At 67.1% G+C, this 23,939-nt stretch carries 37 protein-coding genes; all 37 read right to left on the reverse strand.

Annotated elements, in window-relative coordinates; genetic code table 11:
* Positions 1–195 precede the first annotated feature (195 nt).
* Positions 196–2,010, reverse strand: a complete 1,815-nt coding sequence (locus ABLE93_RS23815) for a TRAP transporter large permease (protein ID WP_348842257.1) — start codon at positions 2,008–2,010, stop codon at positions 196–198.
* Positions 2,011–2,158: 148 nt separating this feature from the next.
* Positions 2,159–2,782: a TRAP transporter small permease subunit gene (locus ABLE93_RS23820; RefSeq protein WP_348842227.1), complete on the reverse strand. Its 624-nt coding sequence runs from the start codon at positions 2,780–2,782 to the stop codon at positions 2,159–2,161.
* 167 nt (positions 2,783–2,949) lie between these two features.
* Complete coding sequence (locus ABLE93_RS23825) at positions 2,950–3,642, reverse strand: hypothetical protein (protein ID WP_348842228.1); 693 nt, start codon at positions 3,640–3,642, stop codon at positions 2,950–2,952.
* Entirely contained in the window at positions 3,639–4,733 is a 1,095-nt protein-coding gene (locus ABLE93_RS23830; RefSeq protein ID WP_348842229.1) for an RluA family pseudouridine synthase, read from the reverse strand. Before ABLE93_RS23830 ends, ABLE93_RS23825 begins: the two co-directional genes overlap by 4 nt.
* 97 nt (positions 4,734–4,830) lie before the next feature.
* Positions 4,831–5,226, reverse strand: coding sequence for a fluoride efflux transporter CrcB (crcB, locus tag ABLE93_RS23835; protein WP_348842230.1), 396 nt, complete (start codon positions 5,224–5,226; stop codon positions 4,831–4,833).
* An 8-nt stretch (positions 5,227–5,234) separates the two neighbouring features.
* Positions 5,235–5,516: a type II toxin-antitoxin system RelE/ParE family toxin gene (locus ABLE93_RS23840; protein WP_348842231.1), complete on the reverse strand. Its 282-nt coding sequence runs from the start codon at positions 5,514–5,516 to the stop codon at positions 5,235–5,237.
* A complete protein-coding gene (locus ABLE93_RS23845) occupies positions 5,513–5,731 on the reverse strand; it encodes a hypothetical protein (RefSeq protein WP_348842232.1) in 219 nt (72 codons plus the stop codon). The genes ABLE93_RS23840 and ABLE93_RS23845 overlap by 4 nt, the downstream gene beginning before the upstream one ends.
* 60 nt (positions 5,732–5,791) lie before the next feature.
* Positions 5,792–7,102, reverse strand: a complete 1,311-nt coding sequence (locus ABLE93_RS23850) for a replication-associated recombination protein A (protein WP_348842233.1) — start codon at positions 7,100–7,102, stop codon at positions 5,792–5,794.
* Positions 7,103–7,109: 7 nt separating this feature from the next.
* Positions 7,110–8,549, reverse strand: a complete 1,440-nt coding sequence (locus tag ABLE93_RS23855; RefSeq protein ID WP_348842234.1) for a Do family serine endopeptidase — start codon at positions 8,547–8,549, stop codon at positions 7,110–7,112.
* 167 nt (positions 8,550–8,716) lie between these two features.
* On the reverse strand, positions 8,717–9,133 hold the full coding sequence (gene rplQ, locus ABLE93_RS23860) for a 50S ribosomal protein L17 (protein ID WP_348842235.1): 417 nt from the start codon (positions 9,131–9,133) through the stop codon (positions 8,717–8,719).
* Positions 9,134–9,238: 105 nt separating this feature from the next.
* Positions 9,239–10,255, reverse strand: a complete 1,017-nt coding sequence (locus ABLE93_RS23865; protein ID WP_348842258.1) for a DNA-directed RNA polymerase subunit alpha — start codon at positions 10,253–10,255, stop codon at positions 9,239–9,241.
* 142 nt (positions 10,256–10,397) lie between these two features.
* Positions 10,398–10,787: a 30S ribosomal protein S11 gene (rpsK, locus tag ABLE93_RS23870; protein WP_348842236.1), complete on the reverse strand. Its 390-nt coding sequence runs from the start codon at positions 10,785–10,787 to the stop codon at positions 10,398–10,400.
* Positions 10,788–10,911: 124 nt separating this feature from the next.
* Positions 10,912–11,280 (reverse strand): 30S ribosomal protein S13, encoded by a 369-nt coding sequence (gene rpsM / locus ABLE93_RS23875; RefSeq protein WP_348842237.1) that lies wholly within the window; start codon positions 11,278–11,280, stop codon positions 10,912–10,914.
* 244 nt (positions 11,281–11,524) lie between these two features.
* The gene (locus tag ABLE93_RS23880; RefSeq protein WP_348842238.1) at positions 11,525–12,112 is read right to left on the reverse strand and encodes an adenylate kinase; all 588 of its coding nucleotides are present in this window, start codon (positions 12,110–12,112) and stop codon (positions 11,525–11,527) included.
* A gap of 1 nt (position 12,113) precedes the next feature.
* Complete coding sequence (secY, locus tag ABLE93_RS23885) at positions 12,114–13,448, reverse strand: preprotein translocase subunit SecY (protein WP_348842239.1); 1,335 nt, start codon at positions 13,446–13,448, stop codon at positions 12,114–12,116.
* Between the two features lie 374 nt (positions 13,449–13,822).
* Positions 13,823–14,305 carry a 50S ribosomal protein L15 gene (gene rplO / locus ABLE93_RS23890; protein WP_348842240.1) on the reverse strand — a complete coding sequence of 161 codons (483 nt, stop codon included), beginning with the start codon at positions 14,303–14,305 and terminating at the stop codon, positions 13,823–13,825.
* Positions 14,306–14,315: 10 nt separating this feature from the next.
* Positions 14,316–14,498 (reverse strand): 50S ribosomal protein L30, encoded by a 183-nt coding sequence (gene rpmD / locus ABLE93_RS23895; protein ID WP_024278458.1) that lies wholly within the window; start codon positions 14,496–14,498, stop codon positions 14,316–14,318.
* Between the two features lie 32 nt (positions 14,499–14,530).
* Positions 14,531–15,088 carry a 30S ribosomal protein S5 gene (gene rpsE / locus ABLE93_RS23900; RefSeq protein ID WP_024278457.1) on the reverse strand — a complete coding sequence of 186 codons (558 nt, stop codon included), beginning with the start codon at positions 15,086–15,088 and terminating at the stop codon, positions 14,531–14,533.
* A 17-nt stretch (positions 15,089–15,105) separates the two neighbouring features.
* Positions 15,106–15,468 (reverse strand): 50S ribosomal protein L18, encoded by a 363-nt coding sequence (gene rplR, locus ABLE93_RS23905; protein WP_348842241.1) that lies wholly within the window; start codon positions 15,466–15,468, stop codon positions 15,106–15,108.
* Positions 15,469–15,480: 12 nt separating this feature from the next.
* Positions 15,481–16,014, reverse strand: a complete 534-nt coding sequence (gene rplF, locus ABLE93_RS23910; RefSeq protein WP_348842242.1) for a 50S ribosomal protein L6 — start codon at positions 16,012–16,014, stop codon at positions 15,481–15,483.
* A gap of 14 nt (positions 16,015–16,028) precedes the next feature.
* Positions 16,029–16,427 carry a 30S ribosomal protein S8 gene (gene rpsH / locus ABLE93_RS23915; protein ID WP_348842243.1) on the reverse strand — a complete coding sequence of 133 codons (399 nt, stop codon included), beginning with the start codon at positions 16,425–16,427 and terminating at the stop codon, positions 16,029–16,031.
* A gap of 10 nt (positions 16,428–16,437) precedes the next feature.
* On the reverse strand, positions 16,438–16,743 hold the full coding sequence (rpsN, locus tag ABLE93_RS23920; protein ID WP_348842244.1) for a 30S ribosomal protein S14: 306 nt from the start codon (positions 16,741–16,743) through the stop codon (positions 16,438–16,440).
* 142 nt (positions 16,744–16,885) lie between these two features.
* Positions 16,886–17,443, reverse strand: coding sequence for a 50S ribosomal protein L5 (rplE, locus tag ABLE93_RS23925; protein WP_348842245.1), 558 nt, complete (start codon positions 17,441–17,443; stop codon positions 16,886–16,888).
* Positions 17,436–17,753 carry a 50S ribosomal protein L24 gene (rplX, locus tag ABLE93_RS23930; protein ID WP_348842246.1) on the reverse strand — a complete coding sequence of 106 codons (318 nt, stop codon included), beginning with the start codon at positions 17,751–17,753 and terminating at the stop codon, positions 17,436–17,438. The genes rplE and rplX overlap by 8 nt, the downstream gene beginning before the upstream one ends.
* Positions 17,753–18,121, reverse strand: a complete 369-nt coding sequence (gene rplN, locus ABLE93_RS23935; RefSeq protein ID WP_138398138.1) for a 50S ribosomal protein L14 — start codon at positions 18,119–18,121, stop codon at positions 17,753–17,755. Before rplN ends, rplX begins: the two co-directional genes overlap by 1 nt.
* 193 nt (positions 18,122–18,314) lie before the next feature.
* The gene (gene rpsQ / locus ABLE93_RS23940) at positions 18,315–18,563 is read right to left on the reverse strand and encodes a 30S ribosomal protein S17 (RefSeq protein ID WP_282890028.1); all 249 of its coding nucleotides are present in this window, start codon (positions 18,561–18,563) and stop codon (positions 18,315–18,317) included.
* A 7-nt stretch (positions 18,564–18,570) separates the two neighbouring features.
* The gene (gene rpmC / locus ABLE93_RS23945; protein WP_348842247.1) at positions 18,571–18,783 is read right to left on the reverse strand and encodes a 50S ribosomal protein L29; all 213 of its coding nucleotides are present in this window, start codon (positions 18,781–18,783) and stop codon (positions 18,571–18,573) included.
* 10 nt (positions 18,784–18,793) lie between these two features.
* Entirely contained in the window at positions 18,794–19,207 is a 414-nt protein-coding gene (rplP, locus tag ABLE93_RS23950) for a 50S ribosomal protein L16 (RefSeq protein ID WP_348842248.1), read from the reverse strand.
* Positions 19,208–19,236: 29 nt separating this feature from the next.
* Entirely contained in the window at positions 19,237–20,004 is a 768-nt protein-coding gene (rpsC, locus tag ABLE93_RS23955; RefSeq protein WP_348842249.1) for a 30S ribosomal protein S3, read from the reverse strand.
* Positions 20,004–20,384 (reverse strand): 50S ribosomal protein L22, encoded by a 381-nt coding sequence (rplV, locus tag ABLE93_RS23960; RefSeq protein ID WP_348842250.1) that lies wholly within the window; start codon positions 20,382–20,384, stop codon positions 20,004–20,006. The genes rpsC and rplV overlap by 1 nt, the downstream gene beginning before the upstream one ends.
* Before the next feature lie 6 nt (positions 20,385–20,390).
* Positions 20,391–20,669: a 30S ribosomal protein S19 gene (rpsS, locus tag ABLE93_RS23965; RefSeq protein ID WP_348842251.1), complete on the reverse strand. Its 279-nt coding sequence runs from the start codon at positions 20,667–20,669 to the stop codon at positions 20,391–20,393.
* A gap of 11 nt (positions 20,670–20,680) precedes the next feature.
* Entirely contained in the window at positions 20,681–21,514 is an 834-nt protein-coding gene (rplB, locus tag ABLE93_RS23970) for a 50S ribosomal protein L2 (RefSeq protein ID WP_348842252.1), read from the reverse strand.
* Between the two features lie 25 nt (positions 21,515–21,539).
* Positions 21,540–21,845, reverse strand: a complete 306-nt coding sequence (locus ABLE93_RS23975; RefSeq protein ID WP_348842253.1) for a 50S ribosomal protein L23 — start codon at positions 21,843–21,845, stop codon at positions 21,540–21,542.
* Positions 21,842–22,462, reverse strand: coding sequence for a 50S ribosomal protein L4 (rplD, locus tag ABLE93_RS23980; protein ID WP_348842254.1), 621 nt, complete (start codon positions 22,460–22,462; stop codon positions 21,842–21,844). Before rplD ends, ABLE93_RS23975 begins: the two co-directional genes overlap by 4 nt.
* Complete coding sequence (rplC, locus tag ABLE93_RS23985) at positions 22,462–23,184, reverse strand: 50S ribosomal protein L3 (protein ID WP_348842255.1); 723 nt, start codon at positions 23,182–23,184, stop codon at positions 22,462–22,464. Before rplC ends, rplD begins: the two co-directional genes overlap by 1 nt.
* A 22-nt stretch (positions 23,185–23,206) precedes the next feature.
* Complete coding sequence (rpsJ, locus tag ABLE93_RS23990; protein ID WP_012113701.1) at positions 23,207–23,515, reverse strand: 30S ribosomal protein S10; 309 nt, start codon at positions 23,513–23,515, stop codon at positions 23,207–23,209.
* Positions 23,516–23,583: 68 nt separating this feature from the next.
* Positions 23,584–23,939: EF-Tu C-terminal domain-related protein (locus tag ABLE93_RS23995; protein ID WP_510183077.1), on the reverse strand; the 356-nt coding region annotated here is incomplete at its 5' end.

The raw sequence follows: 23,939 nt of genomic DNA on the forward strand, positions 1-23,939 counted from the left end.
CGGCCGAGGAAGCCGCGCCGCAAATCCTGTCCGTTGCCGCCGCGCGCACATGGACGCGTCGCGAATCGCCGGAGCCATTCCGCACCAGAAAGGCACGACGGGGCGGCGGACCCAAGCCCGCCGCAGCGCCCGCCGGCCGGTCCGCCACCCCGTCATGTCTTATCCGAATGCGCCCTTAGCAGGGCAGGCGCTGGCCTATCTGGAGGGTCCGAAGTCCAGCGGCGGCGGGGGCGGCGCCTCCAGCCCCGGCGAAAGGTTCTCGAACTGCTGCTGGATCTGCTGCTGATCGAGCTGCACGCCGCCGCTCTTGTAGTGGGTCACCATGCCGGGGAAGAGGATGATGAGCGCCACCATCACGAGCTGGATGCACACGAACGGCACCGCGCCCCAATAGATCTGGCCGGTGGTGACCGGCTCCATCATCTTTCCGGTGACACGGTCCACATAAGGCACCTTGGCCGCCACCGAGCGCAGGAAGAACAAGGCGAAGCCGAAGGGCGGATGCATGAAAGACGTCTGCATGTTCACCGCCAGCATCACCCCGAACCAGATGAGGTCGATGCCGAGCTTGTCGGCGGCCGGCCCGAGCAGCGGGATGATGATGAAGGCGAGCTCGAAATAATCGAGGAAGAAGGCCAGCACAAAGACGAGGGCATTCACCGCGATGAGGAAGCCCATCTGCCCGCCGGGCAGGGAGACCAGCAGTTCCTCAACCCATTTGTGCCCGTCCACGCCGTAGAAGGTGAGCGAGAACACGCGGGCGCCGAGCAGGATGAACAGGACGAAGGCGGAGAGCTTGGCGGTGGAATAGGTCGCCTGCCGCATCAGGTCGAACTTCAGCCGGCCGCGGGCAAAGGCGAGGATGACCGCGCCGAGCGACCCCATGGCGCCGCCCTCGGTGGGCGTCGCGACGCCGATGAAGATGGTGCCGAGCACGAGGAAGATCAGCGCCAGCGGCGGCACCATCACGAACACCACCTGCTCGGCCAGCTTGGAGAGCAGGCCCAGCCGGAACACGCGGTTGATCGCTGCCACCACGAAGGCGAGGCCCACCGTGGCCGACATGGTCAGCACCACGTAATCGGCGCCGAACTTCACGCCCGTCTCAGTCATCAGCAGGATGCCGCCGAAGATGGAGAGCGCGAGCACGATGAACAGCGAGGGGGTCAGCAGCTTCGCCGTGCCGGACATCACGAAGAACAGCAGCACGAAGGCCACAACGCCCCACAGCGCCATGTTGGCGACGCCGGGGATCAGCCCCGCCGTCAGCTGGGGGAGCGAGCCGGTGGCGATGAGATAGGCAAAGCCCGCCGCGGCGACGGCACCGAGGACCTGCGAGGGCACCGTCTTCTGATCCGGGTCGCGCAGGGTCTGCGCCTCCAGCGGCAGCCCGGGCGCGGCGGAGGGGAAGATGGTGGAGATGAAGAAGATGTACAGCGCATACAGGCCGGCGAGCAGCAGGCCGGGCACGAACGCGCCCTCGTACATGTCGCCCACCGAGCGGTTCAGCTGGTCGGCCATGACGATGAGCACGAGGGAGGGCGGGATGATCTGCGCCAGCGTGCCGGACGCCGCGATCACGCCCGATGCGACGCGCCGGTCGTAGCCGTAGCGCAGCATGATGGGCAGCGAGATGAGGCCCATGGAAATCACCGAGGCGGCCACCACGCCCGTCGTCGCCGCCAGCAGCGCCCCGACGAAGATCACCGCATAGGCGAGGCCGCCGCGGATGGAGCCGAACACCTGACCGATGGTGTCCAAGAGATCCTCGGCCATGCCGGACCGCTCGAGGATGAGGCCCATGAAGGTGAAGAACGGCACCGCGAGGAGCACCTCGTTGTTCATCGTGCCGTAGACGCGCTCAGGCAGCGCCTGCAGGAACTTCGGCTCGAACAGGCCGAGGCCGATGCCCACGAGGCCGAAGATGAGGCCGTTGGCCGCCAGCGAGAAGGCCACCGGGTAGCCGAGCAGCAGGAACAGCACCAGCGCGCCGAACATGATCGGCGCCATGTTGTGGATGAACCAGCCGCGGAAGCCGGGCTCGGCGGCAAGGGCCACGTCGGGAAGGGCAATGAGCAAAGCCGCCAGGAGCGCCACGGCGAGCGCGGCGCCGGGACGACGCTGAAGGAGCGTGCGGACGAACGACATGGGCGCGCTCCTACTTCTTGGCGGCAGGGGCGACGGACGCGCCCTCGGGAAGATCGGCATCGGCGAGCAGGCGCTCAGCCTCGGCTGCCAGCGCCGCATGGCTGCCGCCCGAGCCCTCGTGGGGGTCCTCCATCTTCCCTCTGAAGATGGCGATGCGTTTGATCAGCTCGGAGAAGCCCTGCAGCGTCAGGAAGAAGAAGCCCACCGGAACGAGCAGCTTCGCCGGCCACTGGGGCAGGCCGCCGGCGTTCAGCGACTGCTCGTTGATCTCGAAGGAGGCGAGGAAGAAGGGCCAGGACGTCCACAAGAGCAGGATCGAGAACGGCAGAAGGAAGAAGATGTGGCCGAAGATGTCGATGCCGTCGCGGGTGCGCTTGGGCAGTCGGGAGTTCACGATGTCGATGCGGATGTGCTCGTTGTCGATGAGGGTCCAGGACGCGCACAGCAGGAACACCGCGGCGAACAGCACCCATTGCAGCTCCAGCCACGAATTGGAGCTCATGTCGAACGCCTTGCGGATGATCGCATTGAGGGCCGACACAAGGATGGAGACGAGAATCAGCCACGCGGCGGCCTTGCCGATCCGGGTGTTGACGGCATCGATCCCCCGCGAGAGGGCGAGAAGGGCTGACATTGGGATCATTTCCCTCGGGCTCGGCCGGAGATCGCTCCGGACTGCTTCTTCTTTGGCCTTCAGGCCTTGGCGCGCACCATAGGGGAAGATGCTGTGACTTCAAGCCGGAGGGAGATACCAGATTACCGAATGCGGCAGCGGTGAGACCAAAGTTGAAGACGCCGGCTTCAGCGCGGCGCGGGCGCATCCGGCCAGGGTGGCGGGCCGGGGAGACGCTGCCCTTCCGTGAAGCGTGCCGTGGCCCGGTCCCACGCCAGAGCCCGGCCTGTTCCCGCGACGGGGCTGGGCACGACGCACCACACCGCAAGGTCGGTGCCCTGGCGCGGCAGCAGCGTGATGGCCCGGCCGAGGCCCTCGAACGCTGCCGTGCTCTCCTCAACCTCCTGCGCCTCGGTGCGGCAGAGGCTTTCATCCTGCGGGGGCATCACCCTGTCGGTAACCAGCGTCCACTGCCCGGACGCATGGGAATAGAAGCGCACCCGCCCGCCGAACGGCACGCCGCCGCGCAGTGCGCGCTCGCTGAGGCCGAGCAGCGGGAATCCCTCCCGGTCGAGCCACACGGCGACTTCAGTGACGAAGTGCGCCGCCCCGTCCCCATCGCCCCGGTCGTCGATGCGCAGGTAACCCTGCGCGACATCAAGGGTGAGCGTCACCCGCGCCAGCGGGCCGTAGAGCCGACCTCCGAAAGCCGTGGCGCCGACGCCCTGTCCCCGGATCTCATAGTCAGGGAACCCGTCCGACTGTGCGATCTGGAGGTCGCGGAACAGGTCGAGCACGTTGGCCCGTGCGGCACCGGCCGCAGCCACCGGCGCAACAACCAGCGCCGCAGCAACAAGCCACCGCCGGGCGGCGCGCCTCATGCCTCGGGCGCCTCGAGGATGGGATCGTACTGGGAGGCGTCGAAGCCGAGCACCGCAAAGGACTGGGCCATGTGTGGCGGCAGCGGCGCCGAGACGTCGATCACCCCCTGCCCGCGCGGATGCGGAATGACGAGCCGCCGCGCCAGCAGATGCAGACGGTTCTGCAGGCCACCCGGCAGCTCCCAGTTCTCGATGTCGAAATATTTGGGGTCGCCGACGATGGGGTGGCCGATATGGGCGAGGTGGGCGCGCAATTGATGGGTTCGGCCGGTGACCGGCTTCAGCGACAGCCAGCTCATCTTCTGGGCCGCCTGATCCACCACGGCATAATAAGTGATGGCGTGACTCGCCTCATCCTCCCCATGGCGAGCGACGCGCATCTTCTCCTCGTCCTCGTCGCGGGCGAGATAGGTGGAGATGCGCCCCTGGCGCGGCTTCGGCACGCCGGGCACCAGAGCCCAGTAGATCTTGCGCGCCTCCCGCGAGCGGAAGTTCTTGGCCAGAACCGAGGCGGCAAGGCGCGACTTGGCGATGAGCAGGCAACCGGAGGTATCCTTGTCGATGCGATGGACGAGGCGTGGCTTCTGCCCGTCTTTGTCCTTCAGCGCCTCCAGCAGGCCGTCCACATGGCGGTAGGTGCCCGAGCCGCCCTGCACCGCGAGGCCGAACGGCTTGTTCAGGACCATCACGTCCCTGTCCTCGAACAGGGTGATGGATTTGATGAAGGCCCGGTCCTCCTCCAGCTTGCGGACTGCTGGGTCTTTCGAGGCGCGGGACTTGGCCGGCGGATGGGCACCGGGCTCGGCGGAGGCCGTGCGGGCGCCGTCCTTGCCGGCCTCGCCGCTGCGCGCGCCATTCGCCGGGGCGGGCGACGCGTCAGGGTCTTCCATCCCAAGCGGGGGAATGCGCACGCTCTGGCCCGGCTCGACGCGGGAAGAGGTCTTCACCCGGCCGCCGTCCACCCGCACCTGTCCGGTGCGCACCAGCTTCTGCAGGTGCCCGAAGGAGAGGTCGGGATAGTGAACCTTGAACCAGCGATCGAGGCGCATGCCCGCCTCGTCCTCGGCCACGGTCTTGGTCACGACGGCCATGGTCGCAGCGCCTCACGGGTTTCCAGTGGAGGCAGACACATAGTCCATGCAGCCGGCCACGTCACGCCACCCGAGCCCACGAGCTAGCCGGCAGCGCTCACGCCAGGCTGCGCACCAGCATCATGCCCGCATAGACCCCGGCAAAGCCGAGCGCCACCGAACCTGCGGCATAGCCCAAGGCCAGGCCGTAGTCCCCCCGCTCCATCAGGTAGAGGAAGTCGAGGGAGAATGTGGAAAAGGTGGTGTAGCCGCCTAGCACGCCGGTGGTGAGGAAGAGCCGCGCCGTCTGGCTCCACGCCTCGCCATCGCGGAAGGCGAAATAGCCGGCGATCAGCCCCATGAGGAAGCTGCCCGACACGTTGATGACGAAGGTGGCGGCGGGAAAACCCGTGCCCAGGAGCTTCGGGACCATCAGGTTCATGGCATGCCGGATCATGCCGCCGAGGCCGGCGCCGATAAACACGACAAGGGCGGGGGGAAGGGAGAGAGCCATCGAACCGATCAAGCCTTTCTGTCCCGCGCCATGTGGATCACGGCGACGACTTCCACGTCGCCCGACGCCAGGACGCGATAGGTGACGATGTATCGTGTCCCCGGGACGACGGTCGCCCGAATACCCGCGCGCGACGTCAGGTGGCCCGAGTAGGGAAAGGTCGAAAGGCGCTCGAACGTGACGAGCAGCTGGCGAGCGGTGCCTGCGGCCGCAGCCGGGCTCTGCGCTCTCAAATAAGCATCGATTCTCTCGATGTTCTTACGGGCCGTCGCGCGGAGGCGGAAGCTCACGCGCCAAGACCACGCAGAAATCGACGGGCCTCGTCCTCCTCAAGCCCCGGTTCATCGTCCTCCAGCGCCTTGCGGACCTCCTCCTCCTGCTCGGGGGTCAGAACGAAGACTTCGCCGCCGTCGAGCACGTGAAGGAACTCGCGCGCCAGGGCATCCTGCTCCGCATCGGGCAGGGCCTCGAGCTTCTCGATCAGTTCGCGCATCAGCCTGGTCATGGTCGCCTTCGCCGGTGACGGACCCGTCAACCCAAGCATAGCGGAAGGCAGCCGCCGCCGCTATTTCCCGCCGCGCTCGGTGCGCAGCCGCGACCAGTATTCGAGGCGCTTCCTGATCTCGCGCTCGAAGCCGCGCTCCACCGGGTGGTAGAAGCTCTGCCGGCCCAGCGCCTCGGGGAAATAATCCTGGCCCGAAAAGGCGTCGGGCTCATCGTGGTCGTAACGGTATCCGGCGCCGTAGCCCTCGCCCTTCATGAGCTTGGTGGGGGCATTGAGGATGTGCTTCGGCGGCACCAGCGAGCCGCCCTCCTTGGCCGCGCGCTTCGCCGCCGAGAAGGCCTTGTAGACGGCGTTCGACTTGGGGGCGGTCGCCACGTAGACGATGGCCTGGGCCAGCGCGAGCTCGCCCTCCGGGGAGCCGAGGAAGTCGTAGGCCTCCTTCGCCGCATTGGCGACCACAAGGGCCTGCGGATCGGCATTGCCGATGTCCTCGCTCGCCATGCGCACGATGCGCCGGGCGAGGAACAGGGGGCTTTCCCCCGCATCCAGCATGCGCGCCAGATAATAGAGCGCCGCGTCCGGGTCCGAGCCGCGCACCGCCTTGTGCAAAGCGGAGATGAGGTTGTAGTGGCCGTCCTCGCTCTTGTCGTAGATGGGCGCCCGCCGCTGCACCACCTCCGCAAGGCCCGCCACGTCGAATACCTCGCCCGGCCTCGCGGCGCGCCAGACCTCCTCGGCCAGGGTCAAAGCGGCGCGGCCGTCGCCGTCGGCCATGTTGACGAGGGCGATGCGCGCTTCGTCCGTGAGCGGCAGCGCCCTGCCCTCCACCTCCTCCGCCCGCGCGAGCAGGCGCGCGACAGCCTCGGCGTCCAGCGACTTGAACACCAGCACCCGCGCGCGGGAGAGCAGCGCCGCGTTCAGCTCGAACGACGGATTTTCCGTGGTGGCTCCGACCAGCGTGACGGTGCCGTCCTCCATCACCGGCAGGAAGGAGTCCTGCTGGGCGCGGTTGAAGCGGTGAATCTCGTCCACGAACAAGAGCGTCGCCGTGCCGGTGAGGCGGCGCCCCCGGGCCTGCTCGAACACCTTCTTCAGATCGGCGACGCCGGAGAAGATGGCCGAGATCTGCTCGAAATGCAGATCCGTCGCGGAAGCCAGCAGCCGCGCCACCGTCGTCTTGCCGGTGCCCGGCGGCCCCCACAAGATCAAAGAGCCGAGGGAGCGGGTCTCCAGCATGCGGGAGAGCACGCCGTCCGGCCCCACCAGATGCTCCTGCCCCACCACCTCGGACAGATGCTGGGGGCGCAGCCGGTCGGCCAGCGGCCGTGGCACCCCCTCCCCCAGTCCCGCCGCCTCGAACAGGTCGCCCATCGCCCCCTCAGCCGCGCAGCACCGCGGTGATGTTGCGCCCGCCGCGCGCCACGGTCACGCGCCACATGCGCTGGGGGGTGGCGGTGAGCCCGCTGAGGTCGCGGGTGCGGGTAACCTTCTCGTTGTTCACCTCCACGATCACGTCGCCGGGGCGGAAGCCCGCGGCGGCCGCGGGGGAATTCTCCTCCACGTCATAGATCACGACGCCGCTGGCGTTGCCGTCCACCTTCAGCTCCTCGGCGACGGCGGGCGACAGATTGACGATGGTGGCGCCGGCGAAGGGCGAGCGGCCGCGCAGCTGCACCTCCTCGCGCGGCACCGTCTCCGGCGCGACTTCCAGCACCACCAGCAGGCTCTTCTCCTTGCCGCCGCGGCTGACCGCGAGGGCCGCCTTGCCGCCGATGGGGCGCGTGGCGAGCCGGTAGTTCAGGGATTCGGGATCATCGATGGCCTGGCCCTCCACCGCCACGATGAGGTCGCCAGTGGCAAGGCCGGCCTTGGCGGCGGGACTGTCCGCCGCCACGCTCTGCACCAGCACACCGGTGGGCCGGGGCAGGCCGAGGCTCTCCGCGATGTCCGGCGTCACTCGCTGGAGGCGGGCACCGAGCCAGGGCCGGCGCACCGACTTCGATCCGCTTTTCGCCTGCTCGATCACCACCCGCGCCATGTTGACCGGGATGGCGAAGCCAATGCCGTGGGAGCCGCCGGAGCGCGAATAGATGGCGGTGTTGATGCCCACGAGGCGCCCCGCCATGTCCACCAGCGCGCCGCCGGAATTGCCGGGATTGATGGCGGCGTCGGTCTGGACGAAGAATTGGTAGTCGGAGACGCCAACCTGCGTGCGCGCCAGCGCCGATACGATGCCCTGCGTCACCGTCTGGCCGACGCCGAAGGGGTCGCCGATGGCGAGCACGAGGTCGCCCACCGCCAGGGCATCGGAATTGCCGAGTTCCAGCGAGGCGAATGCTTCCTTCGCCTGGGTCTTGATGCGCAGCACCGCAAGGTCCGTGCGCTGCTCGCGCAGCAGCACCTCGGCCTCGAATTCGCGCTTGTCGTTGAGGGCGATGCGGATCTCGTCCGCCCCCTCGATGACGTGGAAATTGGTGACCACGAGACCCGCCGGATCGACGATGACCCCCGAGCCGAGGGAGCGCTGCACCCGCTCAGGCGCGCGCAGGCCGGGGCCACCCTGGGGATCGGGCATGCCGAAGAAGCGGCGGAAGAAGGGATCGTCGAAGAAGGGATTGGTCCGCTGCTGGGCCGTCTTCAGCGCATAGACGTTCACCACCGCCGCCGCGGTCTTCGCCACCACCGGCGCGAAGGACAGCGTCACCTCCGCCTGGGATGCCGGCACGCGCGGCTGGACGGCGGGCTGAGCGGAGGCGCGGCCCGGCGCGATCAGGACCGAGGCGGCGAGAGCCGCCGAGACCAAGAGACGTATGACCATTCCGCCACCCTTGAAACCTTGCCCGGCCCGAGGCTCAAACCATCACTCCTGCCGCACGTCGCAAGCCGCGTGCGGCACGGCCCGAATCGCCCCTCAGGCAAACCACCCCTGAACGCAAAAAAGGGCGGCCCGAGGACCGCCCCTTCACATCCCGTGCGGGAGAAGCCTCACGCGGCCTCGGCGGCCGCCGCGGTGCGGGCGTGGTCGGCGGCGCCCTTGGCGTCCACGTCGCGATCGACGAACTCGATCACCGCCACCGCGGTGTTGTCGCCATAGCGGAAGCCGGCCTTGACGATGCGGGTGTAGCCACCCGGACGCTCGGCATAGCGGGGCGCCAGCACGTCGAACAGCTTCTTGACCACGGCCTGGTCCTTCAGCTCGGCGATGGCCTGGCGGCGGGCGTGCAGGTCGCCGCGACGGGCGAGGGTGACGAGCTTCTCCACCACCGGGCGAAGATCCTTCGCCTTGGGCAGGGTGGTGACGATCTGCTCATGGGTGATGAGCGCGCCCGCGAGGTTGGAGAACATCGCCTTGCGGTGCTCCCAGGTGCGGTTGAACTTGCGATGTACCTTGCCGTGACGCATGACGGCGAACTCCTGAAGATAGCGACGGACGAGCCGGTCGATCGGGTTACGCGGCTCGGGCCGCTCGAATGGGGATCGGGGCGGCTGGCCGCCCCAGGCTCAAGATCAGTAGTGCTCCTCGAAGCGCTTGGCCAGCTCCTCGATATTCTCCGGCGGCCAGCCGGGCACTTCCATGCCCAGGTGCAGGCCGAGGGAGGCGAGCACTTCCTTGATCTCGTTGAGCGACTTGCGTCCGAAGTTCGGCGTGCGGAGCATCTCCGTCTCGCTCTTCTGGATCAGGTCGCCGATGTAGACGATGTTGTCGTTCTTCAGGCAGTTCGCCGAACGCACCGACAGCTCGAGCTCGTCCACCTTCTTCAGCAGCGCCGGGGAGAACGGCAGCGTCTGGATGGCGGTCGCCTCGCTCTCGCGCTTGGGCTCCTCGAAGTTGACGAAGATCTCCAGCTGGTCCTGCAGGATGCGGGCGGCATAGGCCAGCGCGTCCTCGGCCGTGATCGAGCCGTTGGTCTCGATCTGCATGGTGAGCTTGTCATAGTCGAGGATCTGGCCCTCGCGGGTGTTCTCGACCTTGTAGGAGACCTTGCGCACCGGCGAGTAGAGGCTGTCGATCGGGATCAGGCCGATCGGCGCGTCCTCGGGGCGGTTGCGGTCGGCGGCCACGTATCCCTTGCCGGTGTCCACGGTGAACTCGATGCGCAGCTCCGCGCCCTCGTCGAGGGTGCAGATGGGCAGGTTCGGGTTCAGCACCTGGATGTCGCCGACGGTCTGGATGTCGCCCGCATGCAGCACGCCGGGACCGGTCTTCTTGGCCACCATGCGCTTGGGGCCATCGCCCTGCATCTTGATGGCCACATCCTTCACGTTGAGGATGATGTCGGTCACGTCCTCACGCACGCCGGGGATGGACGAGAACTCGTGCAGCACGCCGTCGATGTGGATCGAGGTGACGGCGGCGCCCTGGAGCGACGACAACAGGATGCGGCGCAGGGCATTGCCGAGGGTCATGCCGAAGCCACGCTCCAGCGGCTCGGCGACGACGGTCGCGAAGCGCTTGGGATCGTGGCCGGGATTGACCTGAAGCTTCTCGGGCTTGATCAGCTCTTGCCAGTTCTTCTGAATCACTTGCTTCACCTTGCTTTCTCGCCGGGCCGCGGCAGCTGCCGGGGTATTCGACCTCGTCCGGAGGCCTGGCCCGTCCCGATCGGGGGAGGAGAAACCGGGCAGACGATCCGCGGAGCCTTCTCCGCGGGGATCGAAGAGCAGATCAGACGCGGCGGCGCTTGCGCGGACGGCAGCCGTTGTGCGGGATCGGCGTCACGTCGCGGATCGAGGTGACGAGGAAGCCCGCCGCCTGCAGCGCGCGCAGCGCCGATTCGCGGCCCGAACCGGGACCGGAAACTTCCACTTCCAGCGTGCGCATGCCGTGCTCGGACGCCTTGCGGGCCGCGTCCTCGGCGGCCACCTGCGCCGCATAGGGGGTGGACTTGCGCGAGCCCTTGAAGCCCATGGCACCGGCCGAGGACCAGGAGATGGTGTTGCCCTGGGCGTCGGTGATGGTGATCATGGTGTTGTTGAACGAGGCGTTCACATGCGCCACGCCGGAGGCGATGTTCTTGCGTTCGCGGCGCTTTACGCGGGTAGCTTCTTTTGCCATTTCGTCCTTGATCCTTCAGGCGCGCCCGTAACTCCAGGCGCTCGGGATGGCCCGTTGGGGCCGCTTTTGGGACGGACCGGCAGCAAAGCCGCCCGCCGTCCACGTCAACCAGCCTTGCGGCCGCTCACTTCTTCTTGCCGGCGATGGGTTTCGCCGGACCCTTGCGGGTGCGGGCATTGGTGTGGGTGCGCTGGCCGCGCACCGGCAGGCCGCGGCGATGGCGCAGGCCGCGGTAGCAGCCGAGGTCCATCAGGCGCTTGATGTTCATCGCCACTTCGCGGCGCAGGTCGCCTTCGACGATATAGTCGCGGTCGATGGTCTCGCGGATCTGCAGCACTTCCTGGTCGGTCAGCTGGTTCACGCGGCGCTCGGCGGGAATGCCCACCTTTTCCACGATCTCCTCGGCCTTCCTGGCGCCGATGCCGTGGATGTACTGGAGCGCGATGACGACGCGCTTGTTGGTCGGGATGTTGACGCCTGCAATACGAGCCACTGCTCTCTCCATGTGCCGCCATCCGCGCCCTGGGGCGCCCTGGCGGTGGGTGAACCCCGCGTCCGGTGGAGGCCGGCCCATGCGGGGAGAAAACGAAACGCGCACCGGATACGACAAAGCGGCCGCCCTGCCCGACCCTTTCGGGTGGACCGAACGGCACCTGTTCCGAAGCGAGGGAGTGCCCATAGCGGGCTTTCGACAAAAGGTCAAGGGGGGCTTCCGCACCCCTTGACATTGAGCAGCCTCAGGCCGCCTCGGCGAGCACCCCGTCGATGGCGGCGGTCACCTGGTCGATGGGCGCCATGCCATCGATCTGCTTCAACTGGCCGCGCGCCTTGTAATAGGGCGCCACCACCGCGGTGTCGCGGTTGTAGGCCTCGAGGCGGGTCTGGAAGACCACCGGATCGTCGTCCTTGCGCACCGGCTCGCCGCGCGCCTGTGCCTCGGCGGCGCGGTTGAGGATGCGGCTGACCAGCTTCTCCTGGTCCACCACCAGCTCGATGACCGCGTCGAGCTTCATGGCCGTGTCGGCCAGCAGCTTGTCCAGGGCCTCGGCCTGCGCGACCGTGCGCGGGAAGCCGTCGAGGATGAAGCCGTTGGCAGCGTCCGGCTGGGCGAGTCGCTCGGCGATGATGCCGATGACGATCTCGTCCGACACCAGCCCGCCGGCTTCCATCACCGCCTTCGCCTTCAGCCCCACCGGCGTGCCGGCCGCCACCGCCGCGCGAAGCATGTCACCCGTGGACAGCTGGACGATGCCGTGACGGGCGACCAGCCGTTGCGCCTGTGTTCCCTTGCCTGCCCCGGGCGGGCCCAGCAGCACCAGCCTCATCTTATCTCCTCCTCCCCCCGCGCAGCTTGGCCTTCTTGACCAGTCCTTCGTACTGGTGGGCCAACAGATGTCCCTGGATCTGGGACACCGTGTCCATGGTCACGCTGACCACGATCAGAAGCGACGTCCCTCCGAAATAGAACGGAAGCGATGCATAGGAAATCAGCAGTTCGGGGAAGAGGCAAACGGCCGCAATGTAGGCAGCGCCCACGACCGTGATGCGGGTGAGGACATAGTCGATATATTCGGCGGTCCGCTCGCCGGGGCGGATGCCCGGAATGAAGCCGCCGTGCTTCTTGAGATTGTCCGCCGTCTCCACCGGATTGAACACGATCGCGGTGTAGAAGAAGCAGAAAAACACGATCAGAAGCACGTAGAACACCATGTACAGCGGGCGCCCGTGCCCGAGGTGCGTGGTGATGACCTGCAGCCAGTCCGGCCCCGATCCCTGCATGAAGCTGGCGATGGTGGTGGGAATGAGCAGCAGCGAGGAGGCGAAGATCGGCGGGATCACGCCCGAGGTGTTGAGCTTCAGCGGCAGATGCGAGGACTGGCCCTCGTAGATTCGGTTGCCGACCTGGCGCTTGGGATACTGGATCAGCAGCCGGCGCTGGGCCCGCTCCATGAACACGATGAAGGCGATGACCACCACCGCCATCACCAGAGCGGCAAGAATCACCACCGTGGAGATGGCGCCCTCGCGGCCGAGCTCCAGCGTGCGCACGAAGGCGCCCGGCAGCTCGGCGACGATGCCGCCGAAGATGATGAGCGAGGTGCCGTTGCCGATGCCGCGCGAGGTGATCTGCTCGCCCAGCCACATCAGGAACATGGTGCCGCCGGTCAGGGTGATGACAGTGGTGATGCGGAAGAACCAGCCGGGATCGGCCACCACGCTGCCCGAGCCCTCGAGGCCCACGGAGATGCCGTAGGCCTGGAACACCGCCAGCACAACGGTGAGGTAGCGCGTGTACTGGTTCAGCTGCTTGCGGCCGGCCTCACCCTCCTTCTTCAGCGCTTCCAGCGTCGGCGAGACGCTGGTGAGCAGCTGGATGATGATGGAGGCGGAGATGTACGGCATGATGTTCAGGGCGAAGATGGCCATGCGCTCCACGGCGCCGCCCGAGAACATGTTGAAGAGGCCGATGATGCCCTGCTGGGCGTTCTTGAACACATCCGCCAGCGCATCCGGATTGATGCCGGGCATGGGGATGTAGGTGCCGAGCCGATAGACGATGAGCGCGCCGAGGGTGAACCAGATGCGCTTCTTCAGCTCCTCGGCCTTGCCGAGGGCACCGAAATTGAGGTTCGCCGCGAGTTGTTCCGCCGCCGAGACCATGCCTTGCTCCGCTGGACGCCGCCCTTGCCGGGCAGCCCTTATATGAGGGCGCAACGCTGGGTGCCAAGGGACGCACCGACCAGTGACGCACCGGTGGGCGTACCGGCGGAAGCGTGCGGCCGAGCCGGCATCCGAACGAGACGGACCGGCGCACGCAATGTTCCGGCAGGAACGGGATCGGTCCGCGGCGAACCGGGGCGAGCCCCATCCGCGGGCGTTTGCCCGTCACGCGTCCGGCGGCACCAGAGCATCGCCCGGAAAATGACATACCCGGCCTCGGGCCGGGTTTCCAGAGCGGATGGCCGGACGGGACGAACCGCCACGGCCACCGGGACTGAGAAAAGCGCGGTGGGAGCGACCCGCCGCGCTTCGTTTCACTCCGCCTCGGCCGGGGCCGGGGCAGCCAGCATGGTAATCGAACCGCCGGCCTTCTCCACCGCGGCGACGGCGGACTTGGTGGCGTAGGCCACCTCCAGCGTCACCTTGGCGGACAGTTCGCCGGAACCGAGCACGCGCACGCCGGCCTTGGGGCGGCGCAGCACGCCGGCCGCCACGAGAGCCGCCTCGTCCACCTTCTGGCCGGCATCGAGCTTGCCCGCGTCCACCGCGGTCTGGATGCGACCGAGGGTCACCTCGTTGTAGTCGAGGCGGAAGATGTTATGGAAGCCGCGCTTCGGCAGGCGCCGATGCAACGGCATCTGGCCGCCCTCGAAGCCCTTGATGGCGACGCCGGTGCGGGCCTTCTGGCCCTTCACGCCGCGCCCGGCGGTCTTGCCCTTGCCGGAGCCGATGCCGCGGCCGACGCGCATGCGCTTCTTGCGCGCGCCGGGATTGTCCCTGATTTCGTCGAGCTTCATGTCCCGCTCCTCACTCGACCACGCGGACGAGATGGGCGACCTTGGCGATCATGCCGCGCACGGCCGGGGTGTCCTTGAGGGTGGAGCGGCGATGCCGCTTGTTCAGCCCGAGGCCGACGAGGGTGGCCTCCTGGTCGAACGGGCGGCGGATCGGCGAGCCGATCTGCTCCACGGTGATGGTCTTGTCGCTCATGTTGCGCGCTCCTGTCCTTCGGTTCGCGCCGCTCAGTCCGTCGCTTCCGCGTCTTCGACGCGGCGGCGGGACTGGAGCTGCGACACCTTGATGCCGCGACGCGCCGCGACCGAGCGCGGAGAGTCCTGGTTCTTCAGCGCGTCGAACGTGGCACGCACCATGTTGTAGGGGTTGGAAGACCCGAAGGACTTCGCCACCACGTCGTGCATGCCGAGCGTCTCGAACACCGCGCGCATCGGGCCGCCGGCGATGATGCCGGTACCCGCCGGGGCGGCGCGGAGCACCACCTTGCCGGCGCCGTGGTGGCCGTGCACGTCGTGATGCAGGGTGCGGCCCTCGCGCAGCGGCACACGGATGAGGGCGCGCTTGGCGCTCTCGGTGGCCTTGCGGATCGCCTCAGGCACCTCGCGGGCCTTGCCGTGGCCGAAGCCGACGCGGCCCTTCTGGTCACCCACCACCACCAGGGCGGCGAAGCCGAAGCGCCGGCCGCCCTTCACCACCTTGGCGACGCGGTTGATGTGGACCAGCTTGTCCACGAACGTGTTGTCGCGGTCCTCGCGCTCGTGGCGCTGTTCCCGTTCACGGGCCATTTTCGCTCGTCCTTGCGTCAGAACTGAAGGCCGCCTTCGCGGGCGCCCTCAGCGAGCGCCTTGACGCGCCCATGATAGATGTATGCGCCACGATCGAAGACGACCGAGGTCACGCCCTTCGCCAGAGCCCGCTCGGCCACCAGCTTGCCAATGGTCTTGGCCGCATCGGTGTCCGCCCCGGTCTTCAGCGCGGCGCGCAGGTCCTTTTCAAGGCTCGACGCGGCGGCCAGGGTCTCCCCCTTCGCATCGTCGATGACCTGCGCATAGATATGCTGCGAGGTGCGGTGCACCGACAGGCGCGGACGCCCGTTCGCAGCGACGCGGATCGCACGGCGCACCTTGGCCTTGCGGCGCGCCAGCGCCTCCAAATCCTTAGCCATGGTTCGCCTCCGTTACTTCTTCTTACCTTCCTTGCGGAAGATGAATTCGCCGGCATACTTGACGCCCTTGCCCTTGTAGGGCTCGGGGCCGCGGAACTCGCGGATCTCCGCCGCCACCTGGCCGACCTTCTGGCGGTCGATGCCGGTGATGACCACTTCCGTGGGCTTCGGCGTCACGATCTGGATCCCCTCCGGGATCGGGTAGATCACGTCGTGGCTGTAGCCCAGCGACAGGTTCAGGTTCTTGCCCTGGACCGCCGCCTTGTAGCCGACGCCGGTGATCTCGAGCTTCTTCTCGAAGCCCTTGGTCACGCCTTCCACCAGGTTCGCCACCAGGGTGCGGGACATGCCCCACATGGCCTTGTGACGGGTGGTCTCGCCGGTCATGGAGACCTGGAGCTCGGAGCCCTCGATCTTGGCGGCGATCTCTTCCACCAGGGTCAGCTCGAGAGCGCCCTTGGGACCCTTCACCTTCACCGTCTGTCCGTCCAGGCTGGCGGTGACGCCGGCCGGAATGGCGACGGGCAGCTTGCCGATCTTCGACATCTTGTCCTCCGTCGTCAGAACACGGTGCAGAGCACTTCGCCGCCGACGTTCTTGTCGCGGGCTTCGTGGTCGGCCATCACGCCCTGGGGCGTGGAGACAACCGCGATGCCGAGACCGTTGGCGACTCGGGGCAGGTTCTTGACCGACGCATAGACGCGCCGGCCGGGCTTCGACACGCGGGCGATCTCGCGGATCACCGGGGTGCCATCGAAATACTTCAGCTCGATCTCGAACTCGGTGCGGCCGTTGCCGTGGTCGGTCGAGGTGTAGCCGCGGATGTAGCCCTCGTCGCGCAGCACGTCGAGGACGCTGGCGCGCAGGCGCGAGCCCGGCGTCGAGGTCTTGTCCTTGCGGCGCATCTGGGCGTTGCGGATGCGGGTGATCAGATCGCCGATGGGATCAGTGACAGCCATCGTTCCCTCCTCACCAGCTCGACTTCACGAGGCCGGGGACCATTCCCTGGTTCCCCATCTCGCGCAGCGCGATACGGCTCATCTTGAGCTTGCGGTAGAACGCACGGGGACGGCCGGTCACCTCGCAGCGGTTGCGGATGCGGATCTTCGCGCCGTTGCGCGGCATCTCTGCCAGCTTGAGGGTCGCCTGGAAGCGCTCCTCGATGGGCAGGGTCTTGTCGTTCACGATCGCCTTCAGACGCGCGCGCTTCGCCGCCTGGCCCAGGGCCAGCTTGCGACGGCGCTCGTTCGTCTCGATCGCGCTCTTCTTCGCCATCTCTTGCTCCTGTTCTCCGCGTCTGAGGCGGCTAGACGCCCCTCACGGCCGGAAAATCAAACGGTCACTCGTCTCGTCCTTGGGTCACGGCGCAGGCCGGAACCCGAAAGGGCGCCTCGAGCGAAGCGCCCCTCATAGCCGCTCACTGGCGGAAGGGGAAGTTGAAGGCCTTGAGAAGCGCACGCGCCTCGTCGTCGGTCTTCGCCGTGGTGCACACGATGATGTCCATGCCCCAGATCTGCTCGACGCGGTCGTAGTTGATCTCGGGGAACACGATGTGCTCCTTGATGCCCATGGCGTAGTTGCCGCGGCCATCGAAGCTCTTCGGGTTCAGGCCGCGGAAGTCCCGCACGCGCGGCAGGGCCATGGTCACGAGCCGGTCGAGGAACTCGTACATGCGCACCTTGCGGAGCGTGACCTTGGCGCCGACCGGCTGGTTCTCGCGCAGCTTGAAGTTCGAGATCGCCTTGCGGGCCCGCGTCAGGACCGGCTTCTGGCCAGCGATCTGCGCGAGGTCGGCGGCGGCGGTCGTCGCCTTCTTGGTGTCGGCGGTGGCTTCGCCCACGCCCATGTTGATGACGATCTTCTCGATGACCGGCACTTCCATGGGGTTCTTGTAGCCGAACTGCTCGATCATCTTCGGCCGCACCACCTCGTCATAATAGGCGCGCAGCTTCGGAGTGTAGGTCGCCTCAGCCATCGATCTTCTCCCCGGAGCGCTTGGCCACGCGGACCTTGCGCCCGTCCGCCAGCACCTCGAAGCCGACGCGGGTCGGCTTGCCGTCCTTGGGATCGGCGAAGGCGACGTTCGACAGGTGGATGGGAGCCTCCTTGGAGATGATCCCGCCCTCCTGGTTCGCCGACTGGCGCTGGTGGCGCTTGACGATATTGACGCCGCGGACGAGCGCACGCTCCTCCTTCGGCATCACCTGAATGACCTCGCCGGTGCGGCCCTTGTCGCGGCCGGCGAGGACGACGACCTTGTCGCCCTTCTTGATCTTCGCGGCCATCACAGCACCTCCGGCGCCAGCGAGATGATCTTCATGTGGTTCTTGGAGCGCAGCTCGCGCGGAACCGGTCCGAAGATACGGGTCCCCACCGGCTCCTTGTTGTTGTTGATCAGCACGGCCGCGTTGCGGTCGAAGCGGATCACCGAGCCGTCCACGCGGCGGATGTCCTTGGCGGTGCGAACCACCACGGCCTTCATCACGTCGCCCTTCTTCACGCGGCCGCGCGGAATGGCCTCCTTGACCGACACCACGATGATGTCGCCCACGTGGGCATACTTCCGCTTGGAGCCGCCAAGCACCTTGATGCACATGACGCGACGCGCACCGGAATTGTCCGCCACGTCGAGATTGGTCTGCATCTGGATCATGACGCACCTGTTCTCGTCATCCGGCGCCGCCGGCGCGCCGGCATTGCCTCAACCCTTGTTCGCCGTGCCCGCTCATCGGAACACGGTGTTGCCGCGGTGCGGTCTCCACTCGGCCTCTCGGCTGAAAGCCGACGGACCCGGCACCGGAGCCCTCTTCCGGCCGGACGATCCATCCGGACGAAAAACCTTGAAATCAGACCTCGGCGCGCTTCTCGCCCTGGACCACGATCCAGTTCTTCAGCTTCGAGATCGGACGGTGCTCCTCGATCCACACCGTATCCCCCACCTTCCAGGCATTGGCCTCGTCGTGGGCGTGATACTTCTTGGACCGGCGCACGGTCTTCTTCAGCAGCGGATGGGTGAAGCGACGCTCCACCCGGACCACCACGGTCTTGTCGGTCTTGTCGCTCACCACGACGCCCTGGAGCACGCGCTTCGGCATCGCTTCCTCACTTCGCCTTCTGCACCGGCGAACCGGTGCGCTTCGCAGTCTGCACGGTCTTGATCCGCGCGATGTCGCGGCGGATCTGCTTCGACCGCGCGGTGTTCTCCAGCTGGCCGGTCGCCTTCTGGAAGCGCAGGTTGAACTGCTCCTTCTTCAGCTTCAGCAGCTCATCGGCGAGCTGATCGGGGCTGAGGGCCCGAACGTCCTCGGCTTTCATGAGCCTCTCCTCACTCGGCGATGCGCTGGATGAAGCGCGTCTTGATGGGCAGCTTGGCCGCCGCGAGGGTCAGCGCCTCGCGAGCGATCTCGACGCTCACCCCGTCAATCTCGAACATGATGCGGCCGGGCTTGACCCGGGCCGCCCAGTATTCCGGCGCGCCCTTGCCCTTGCCCATGCGGACTTCGGTGGGCTTGGCCGAGACCGGCACGTCGGGGAACACGCGGATCCACACGCGGCCGGCGCGCTTCATGTGGCGGGTGAGCGCGCGGCGGGCCGCCTCGATCTGGCGGGCGGTGACGCGCTCCGGCTCCACGGCCTTGAGGCCGAACTCGCCGAAGTTCAATTCCGTGCCGCCCTTGGCGACGCCGTGGATGCGTCCCTTGAACTGCTTGCGGAACTTGGTGCGCTTGGGTTGCAGCATGGCTTGATCGCCTTCTCTCTAGCCAGCCGTCACGCGCGGTCGCGGTCGCCGTGACCACGGTCACGGTCGCGATCGCCACGCTCGCGGTCGCCGCGCTCGCGCCGCGGGGGACGCGACGAGGGACCGGCTTCCTGCTCGGCCTGGCGCTTGTCCTGCGCCATGGGATCGTGCTCGAGGATCTCGCCCTTGAAGATCCACACCTTCACGCCGCACGTGCCGTACGTGGTGAAGGCGGTGGCGGTGCCGTAGTCCACGTCCGCCCGCAGGGTGTGCAGCGGAACGCGGCCTTCGCGGTACCATTCGAGGCGCGCGATCTCAGCGCCGCCAAGGCGGCCCGAGCAATTGATGCGGATGCCTTCGGCGCCGAGACGCATGGCCGACTGCACCGCGCGCTTCATCGCCCGGCGGAACGCCACGCGGCGCTCCAGCTGCTGGGCGATGGACTCGGCGACGAGGCGCGCGTCGATCTCGGGCTTGCGGATCTCGACGATGTTGATGAAGACCTCCGAGGAGGTCATCTCAGCCACCTTCTTGCGCAGCTTGTCGATGTCCGCGCCCTTCTTGCCGATGACCACGCCCGGACGCGCCGAGTAGATGGTCACGCGGCACTTCTTGTGCGGACGCTCGATCACCACCTTGGACACCGCCGCCTGCTTGAGCTGCTTCATCAGCATCTCGCGGATCTTGATGTCCTCGTGCAGCAGCTTGCCGTATTCGCCCTTGTTGGCGAACCAGCGGCTGTCCCACGTGCGGTTGATGCCGAGCCGAAGCCCGACCGGATTGACCTTCTGACCCATCAGGCCCGCTCCTCGACTTCCCGCACCACGATGGTGATGTGGGCGAAGGGCTTCTCGATGCGCGAGGCGCGACCGCGCGCCCGCGGCGAAAACCGCTTCATGACCAGACCCTTGCCCACGTGCGCCTCGGCGACGATGAGATCGTCGACATCGAGCTCGTGGTTGTTCTCGGCATTGGCGATCGCGCTCTCGAGGCACTTCCGCACGTCGCGGGCGATCCGCTTGTGGGAGAACTCGAGGTCGGCGAGCGCCGTCGCCACCTTCTTGCCGCGGATCAGGCCCGCGACCAGGTTCAGCTTCTGCGGGGAGACGCGCAGATTGCGCGCGACCGCCTTGGCTTCGTTGTCCGCGAGCGCGCGGGGACGTGCCTGCTTACCCATGACCGATCACCGCCGCTTCGACTTCTTGTCGGCCGCGTGCCCGTAGTAAGTGCGCGTCGGAGCGAACTCACCGAACTTGTGGCCGATCATTTCCTCGGAGACGTTCACGGGCACATGCTTCTGCCCGTTGTAGACGCCGAAGGTTAAGCCCACGAACTGGGGCAGAATGGTGGAGCGCCGGCTCCAGATCTTGATGACGTCGCGACGACCCGTGCCCGAAGCGGCCTCCGCCTTCTTGAGCAGGTAGCCGTCGACGAACGGGCCTTTCCAAACAGAGCGAGACATGGCTCAGGCCCTCACTTCTTGCGCTTGTGGCGGCTGGACACGATGAACTTGTCCGTCGCCTTGTTGCTGCGGGTCTTCTTGCCCTTGGTGGGAATGCCCCAGGGCGTCACGGGATGACGGCCGCCCGAGGTGCGGCCTTCGCCGCCGCCGTGCGGATGGTCCACCGGGTTCATGACGACGCCGCGGTTGTGCGGGCGCTGGCCGAGCCACCGGTTGCGCCCGGCCTTGCCGAGCGAGATGTTCATGTGGTCCGGGTTGGAGACCGCACCCACGGTGGCGTAGCACGCCCCGTGCACGAGGCGCTGCTCGCCCGAATTGAGGCGCACGATCACGTAGCCCTCGTCGCGGCCGACGATCTGGGCGTAGGTGCCCGCGGACCGGGCGATCTGGCCGCCCTTGCCGATCTTCAGCTCGACGTTGTGCACGATGGTGCCCACCGGCAGGGAGGACAGCGGACCGGCATTGCCGGGCTTCACGTCCACCTGGTCGCCGGCGATCACCTGGTCGCCCACCGCGAGGCGCTGCGGCGCCAGGATGTAAGCGAGCTCGCCGTCCTCATACTTGATGAGGGCGATGAAGGAGGTGCGGTTCGGATCGTACTCGAGCCGCTCCACCACGCCGGGGACGCCGCGCTTGGAGCGCTTGAAGTCCACGAGGCGGTAGGTCTGCTTGTGACCGCCGCCGCGGAAGCGGACGGTGATGCGGCCGTTGTTGTTGCGCCCGCCCGAGGAGCTCTTGCCCTCGGTGAGCGTCTTCACCGGCTTGCCCTTGTAGAGGCCGGAGCGGTCCACGATCACGAGCTGGCGAAGGCTCGGCGTGACCGGCTTGAAGTGCTTCAGCGCCATGGTCTTGTCCCGTTTCCCTCGGCTCTCACAGGCCCGTGGTGATGTCGATCTTCTGGCCCTCTTCGAGGGTCACGACCGCCTTCTTGACGTCGCTCTGGACGCCACGGCGGCCCTTGAAGATCTTCACCTTGCCCTTGCGGACCAGCGTGTTCACGCTCTTCACCTTCACGTCGAAAAGCTTCTCCACGGCCTCCTTGATGGCAGGCTTGGTGGCGGTCTTGGCGACGTTGAAGACGACCTTGTTCTGATCGCTCGCCGTCGTCGCCTTCTCGGTGATGACGGGGGAGACGATCACGTCGTAATGACGCGGTTCGATGTTGCGCGTGCTCATTTGAAGCGCGCCTCCAGCGCGTCCACGGCGGCCTTGGTCAGGACCAGGGTGTCGCGGCGCAGGATGTCGTAGACGTTGATGCCCTGGATGGGCAGCACGTCCACGTAGGGCAGGTTGCGCGCCGCGAGCGCGATGTTCTGCTCCACCTGGGCGCCGTCCACGAAGAGAACGGACGAGATGCCGAGCTTCTCAAGCCGCTCCTTGAGCGCCTTGGTCTTGGGATCGGCAAGGCTGGCGGCGTCGAGCACGATGATCTGCTCGGCCTTGGCCTTCGAGGACAGCGCATGCTTCAGGGCGAGGGCGCGGACCTTCTTCGGCAGGTCGATGGCGTGCGAGCGCACCACCGGTCCGAAGGCGCGACCGCCGCCGCGGAACTGCGGCGCCGAGGCCGCGCCGTGGCGGGCATTGCCGGTGCCCTTCTGCTTGTACATCTTCTTGGACGTGCGGTTGATCTCCGAACGGCCCTTGGTGCGGTGCGTGCCGGCCTGGCGGCGCGACAGCTGCCAGGTCACGCAGCGGTGCAGGATGTCCGCGCGCGGCTCGAGACCGAAGATCTCGTCCGACAGGGTCACGGAGCCGGCTTCGGAGCCGTCGAGCGTCTTGACGGTGAGTTCCATCACACGCCCTCCTCAATGGCGGCTTCGGCGGGGGCTTCCGAACCGTTGCCGAGCTTGAACGCGCCGGGCTTCGGAGCCGCCTCAGGCAGCTTCTTCTTCACCGCGTCGCGCACGGTGATCCAGCCGCCCGCATGGCCGGGAACGGCGCCTTCGACGGCGATGAGGCCGCGCTCGACGTCGGTCATCACGACCTTCAGGTTCTGGGTGGTGACGGTGACGTCACCCATGTGGCCGGGCATCTTCTTGTTCTTGAAGGTCTTGCCGGGGTCCTGGCGGCCGCCGGTCGAACCGATCGAACGATGCGAGATGGACACGCCGTGGGTGGCGCGAAGACCACCGAAATTGTGGCGCTTCATGCCGCCGGCGAAGCCCTTGCCGATGGTGGTCCCGGTCACGTCCACATACTGGCCCACGACGAAGTGGTCAGCGGTGATCTCGGCGCCGACGGGGATCAGCGCCTCTTCCGGGACGCGGAACTCGGCCATCTTGCGCTTGGGCTCGACCTGAGCCACGGCGAAGTGGCCGCGCTCGGCGCGGGTCACGTTCTTGGGCTTGCGGCGGCCGGCACCGAGCTGGACCGCGACATATCCGTTCTTGTCGAGCGTGCGGTGGGCGACCACCTGGCAGCTCTCAACCTTCAGCACAGTGACCGGCACGTGCTCGCCAGCATCGGTGAAGATGCGGGTCATGCCGACCTTCTGTGCGATGACGCCTGACCGCATGGTCGTGTCTCCTCGCACCACGTCAGAGCTTGATTTCGACGTCAACGCCAGCGGCGAGGTCGAGCTTCATCAGCGCGTCCACCGTCTGGGGAGTCGGATCGACGATATCGAGCAACCTTTTGTGCGTGCGCATCTCAAACTGCTCGCGCGACTTCTTGTCGATGTGCGGAGACCGGTTGACGGTGAACTTCTCGATCCGCGTGGGCAGCGGAATCGGGCCGCGCACCTGCGCACCCGTGCGCTTGGCCGTGGCGACGATCTCGCGCGTCGACGCATCGAGGATGCGGTGATCGAACGCCTTCAGGCGAATTCGAATGTTCTGGCCGTTCATGGCTCAAAGGCTCCGGGAATGAAGGACGCGCGCGGATCGCGGCGCGTCCCCGTTTCTTCTTGTCTAGATCACTCGATGATGGCGGCGACGACGCCGGCGCCGACGGTACGACCGCCCTCGCGGATGGCGAAGCGCAGCTTCTCTTCCATGGCGATCGGCACGATCAGCGCCACGTCCATGGACACGTTGTCCCCCGGCATCACCATCTCGGTGCCCTCGGGCAGCGTGCACACGCCGGTCACGTCCGTCGTGCGGAAGTAGAACTGCGGGCGGTAGTTGGTGAAGAACGGCGTGTGACGGCCGCCCTCTTCCTTCGTCAGGATGTAGGCCTCGGCCTTGAACTTGGTGTGCGGCTTCACCGAACCCGGCTTGCACACAACCTGGCCACGCTCCACGTCCTCGCGCTTGGTGCCGCGCAGCAGGA

Origin of the sequence: Xanthobacter pollutisoli, assembly GCF_040044995.1 — a bacterium.
GTDB lineage: Bacteria > Pseudomonadota > Alphaproteobacteria > Rhizobiales > Xanthobacteraceae > Xanthobacter.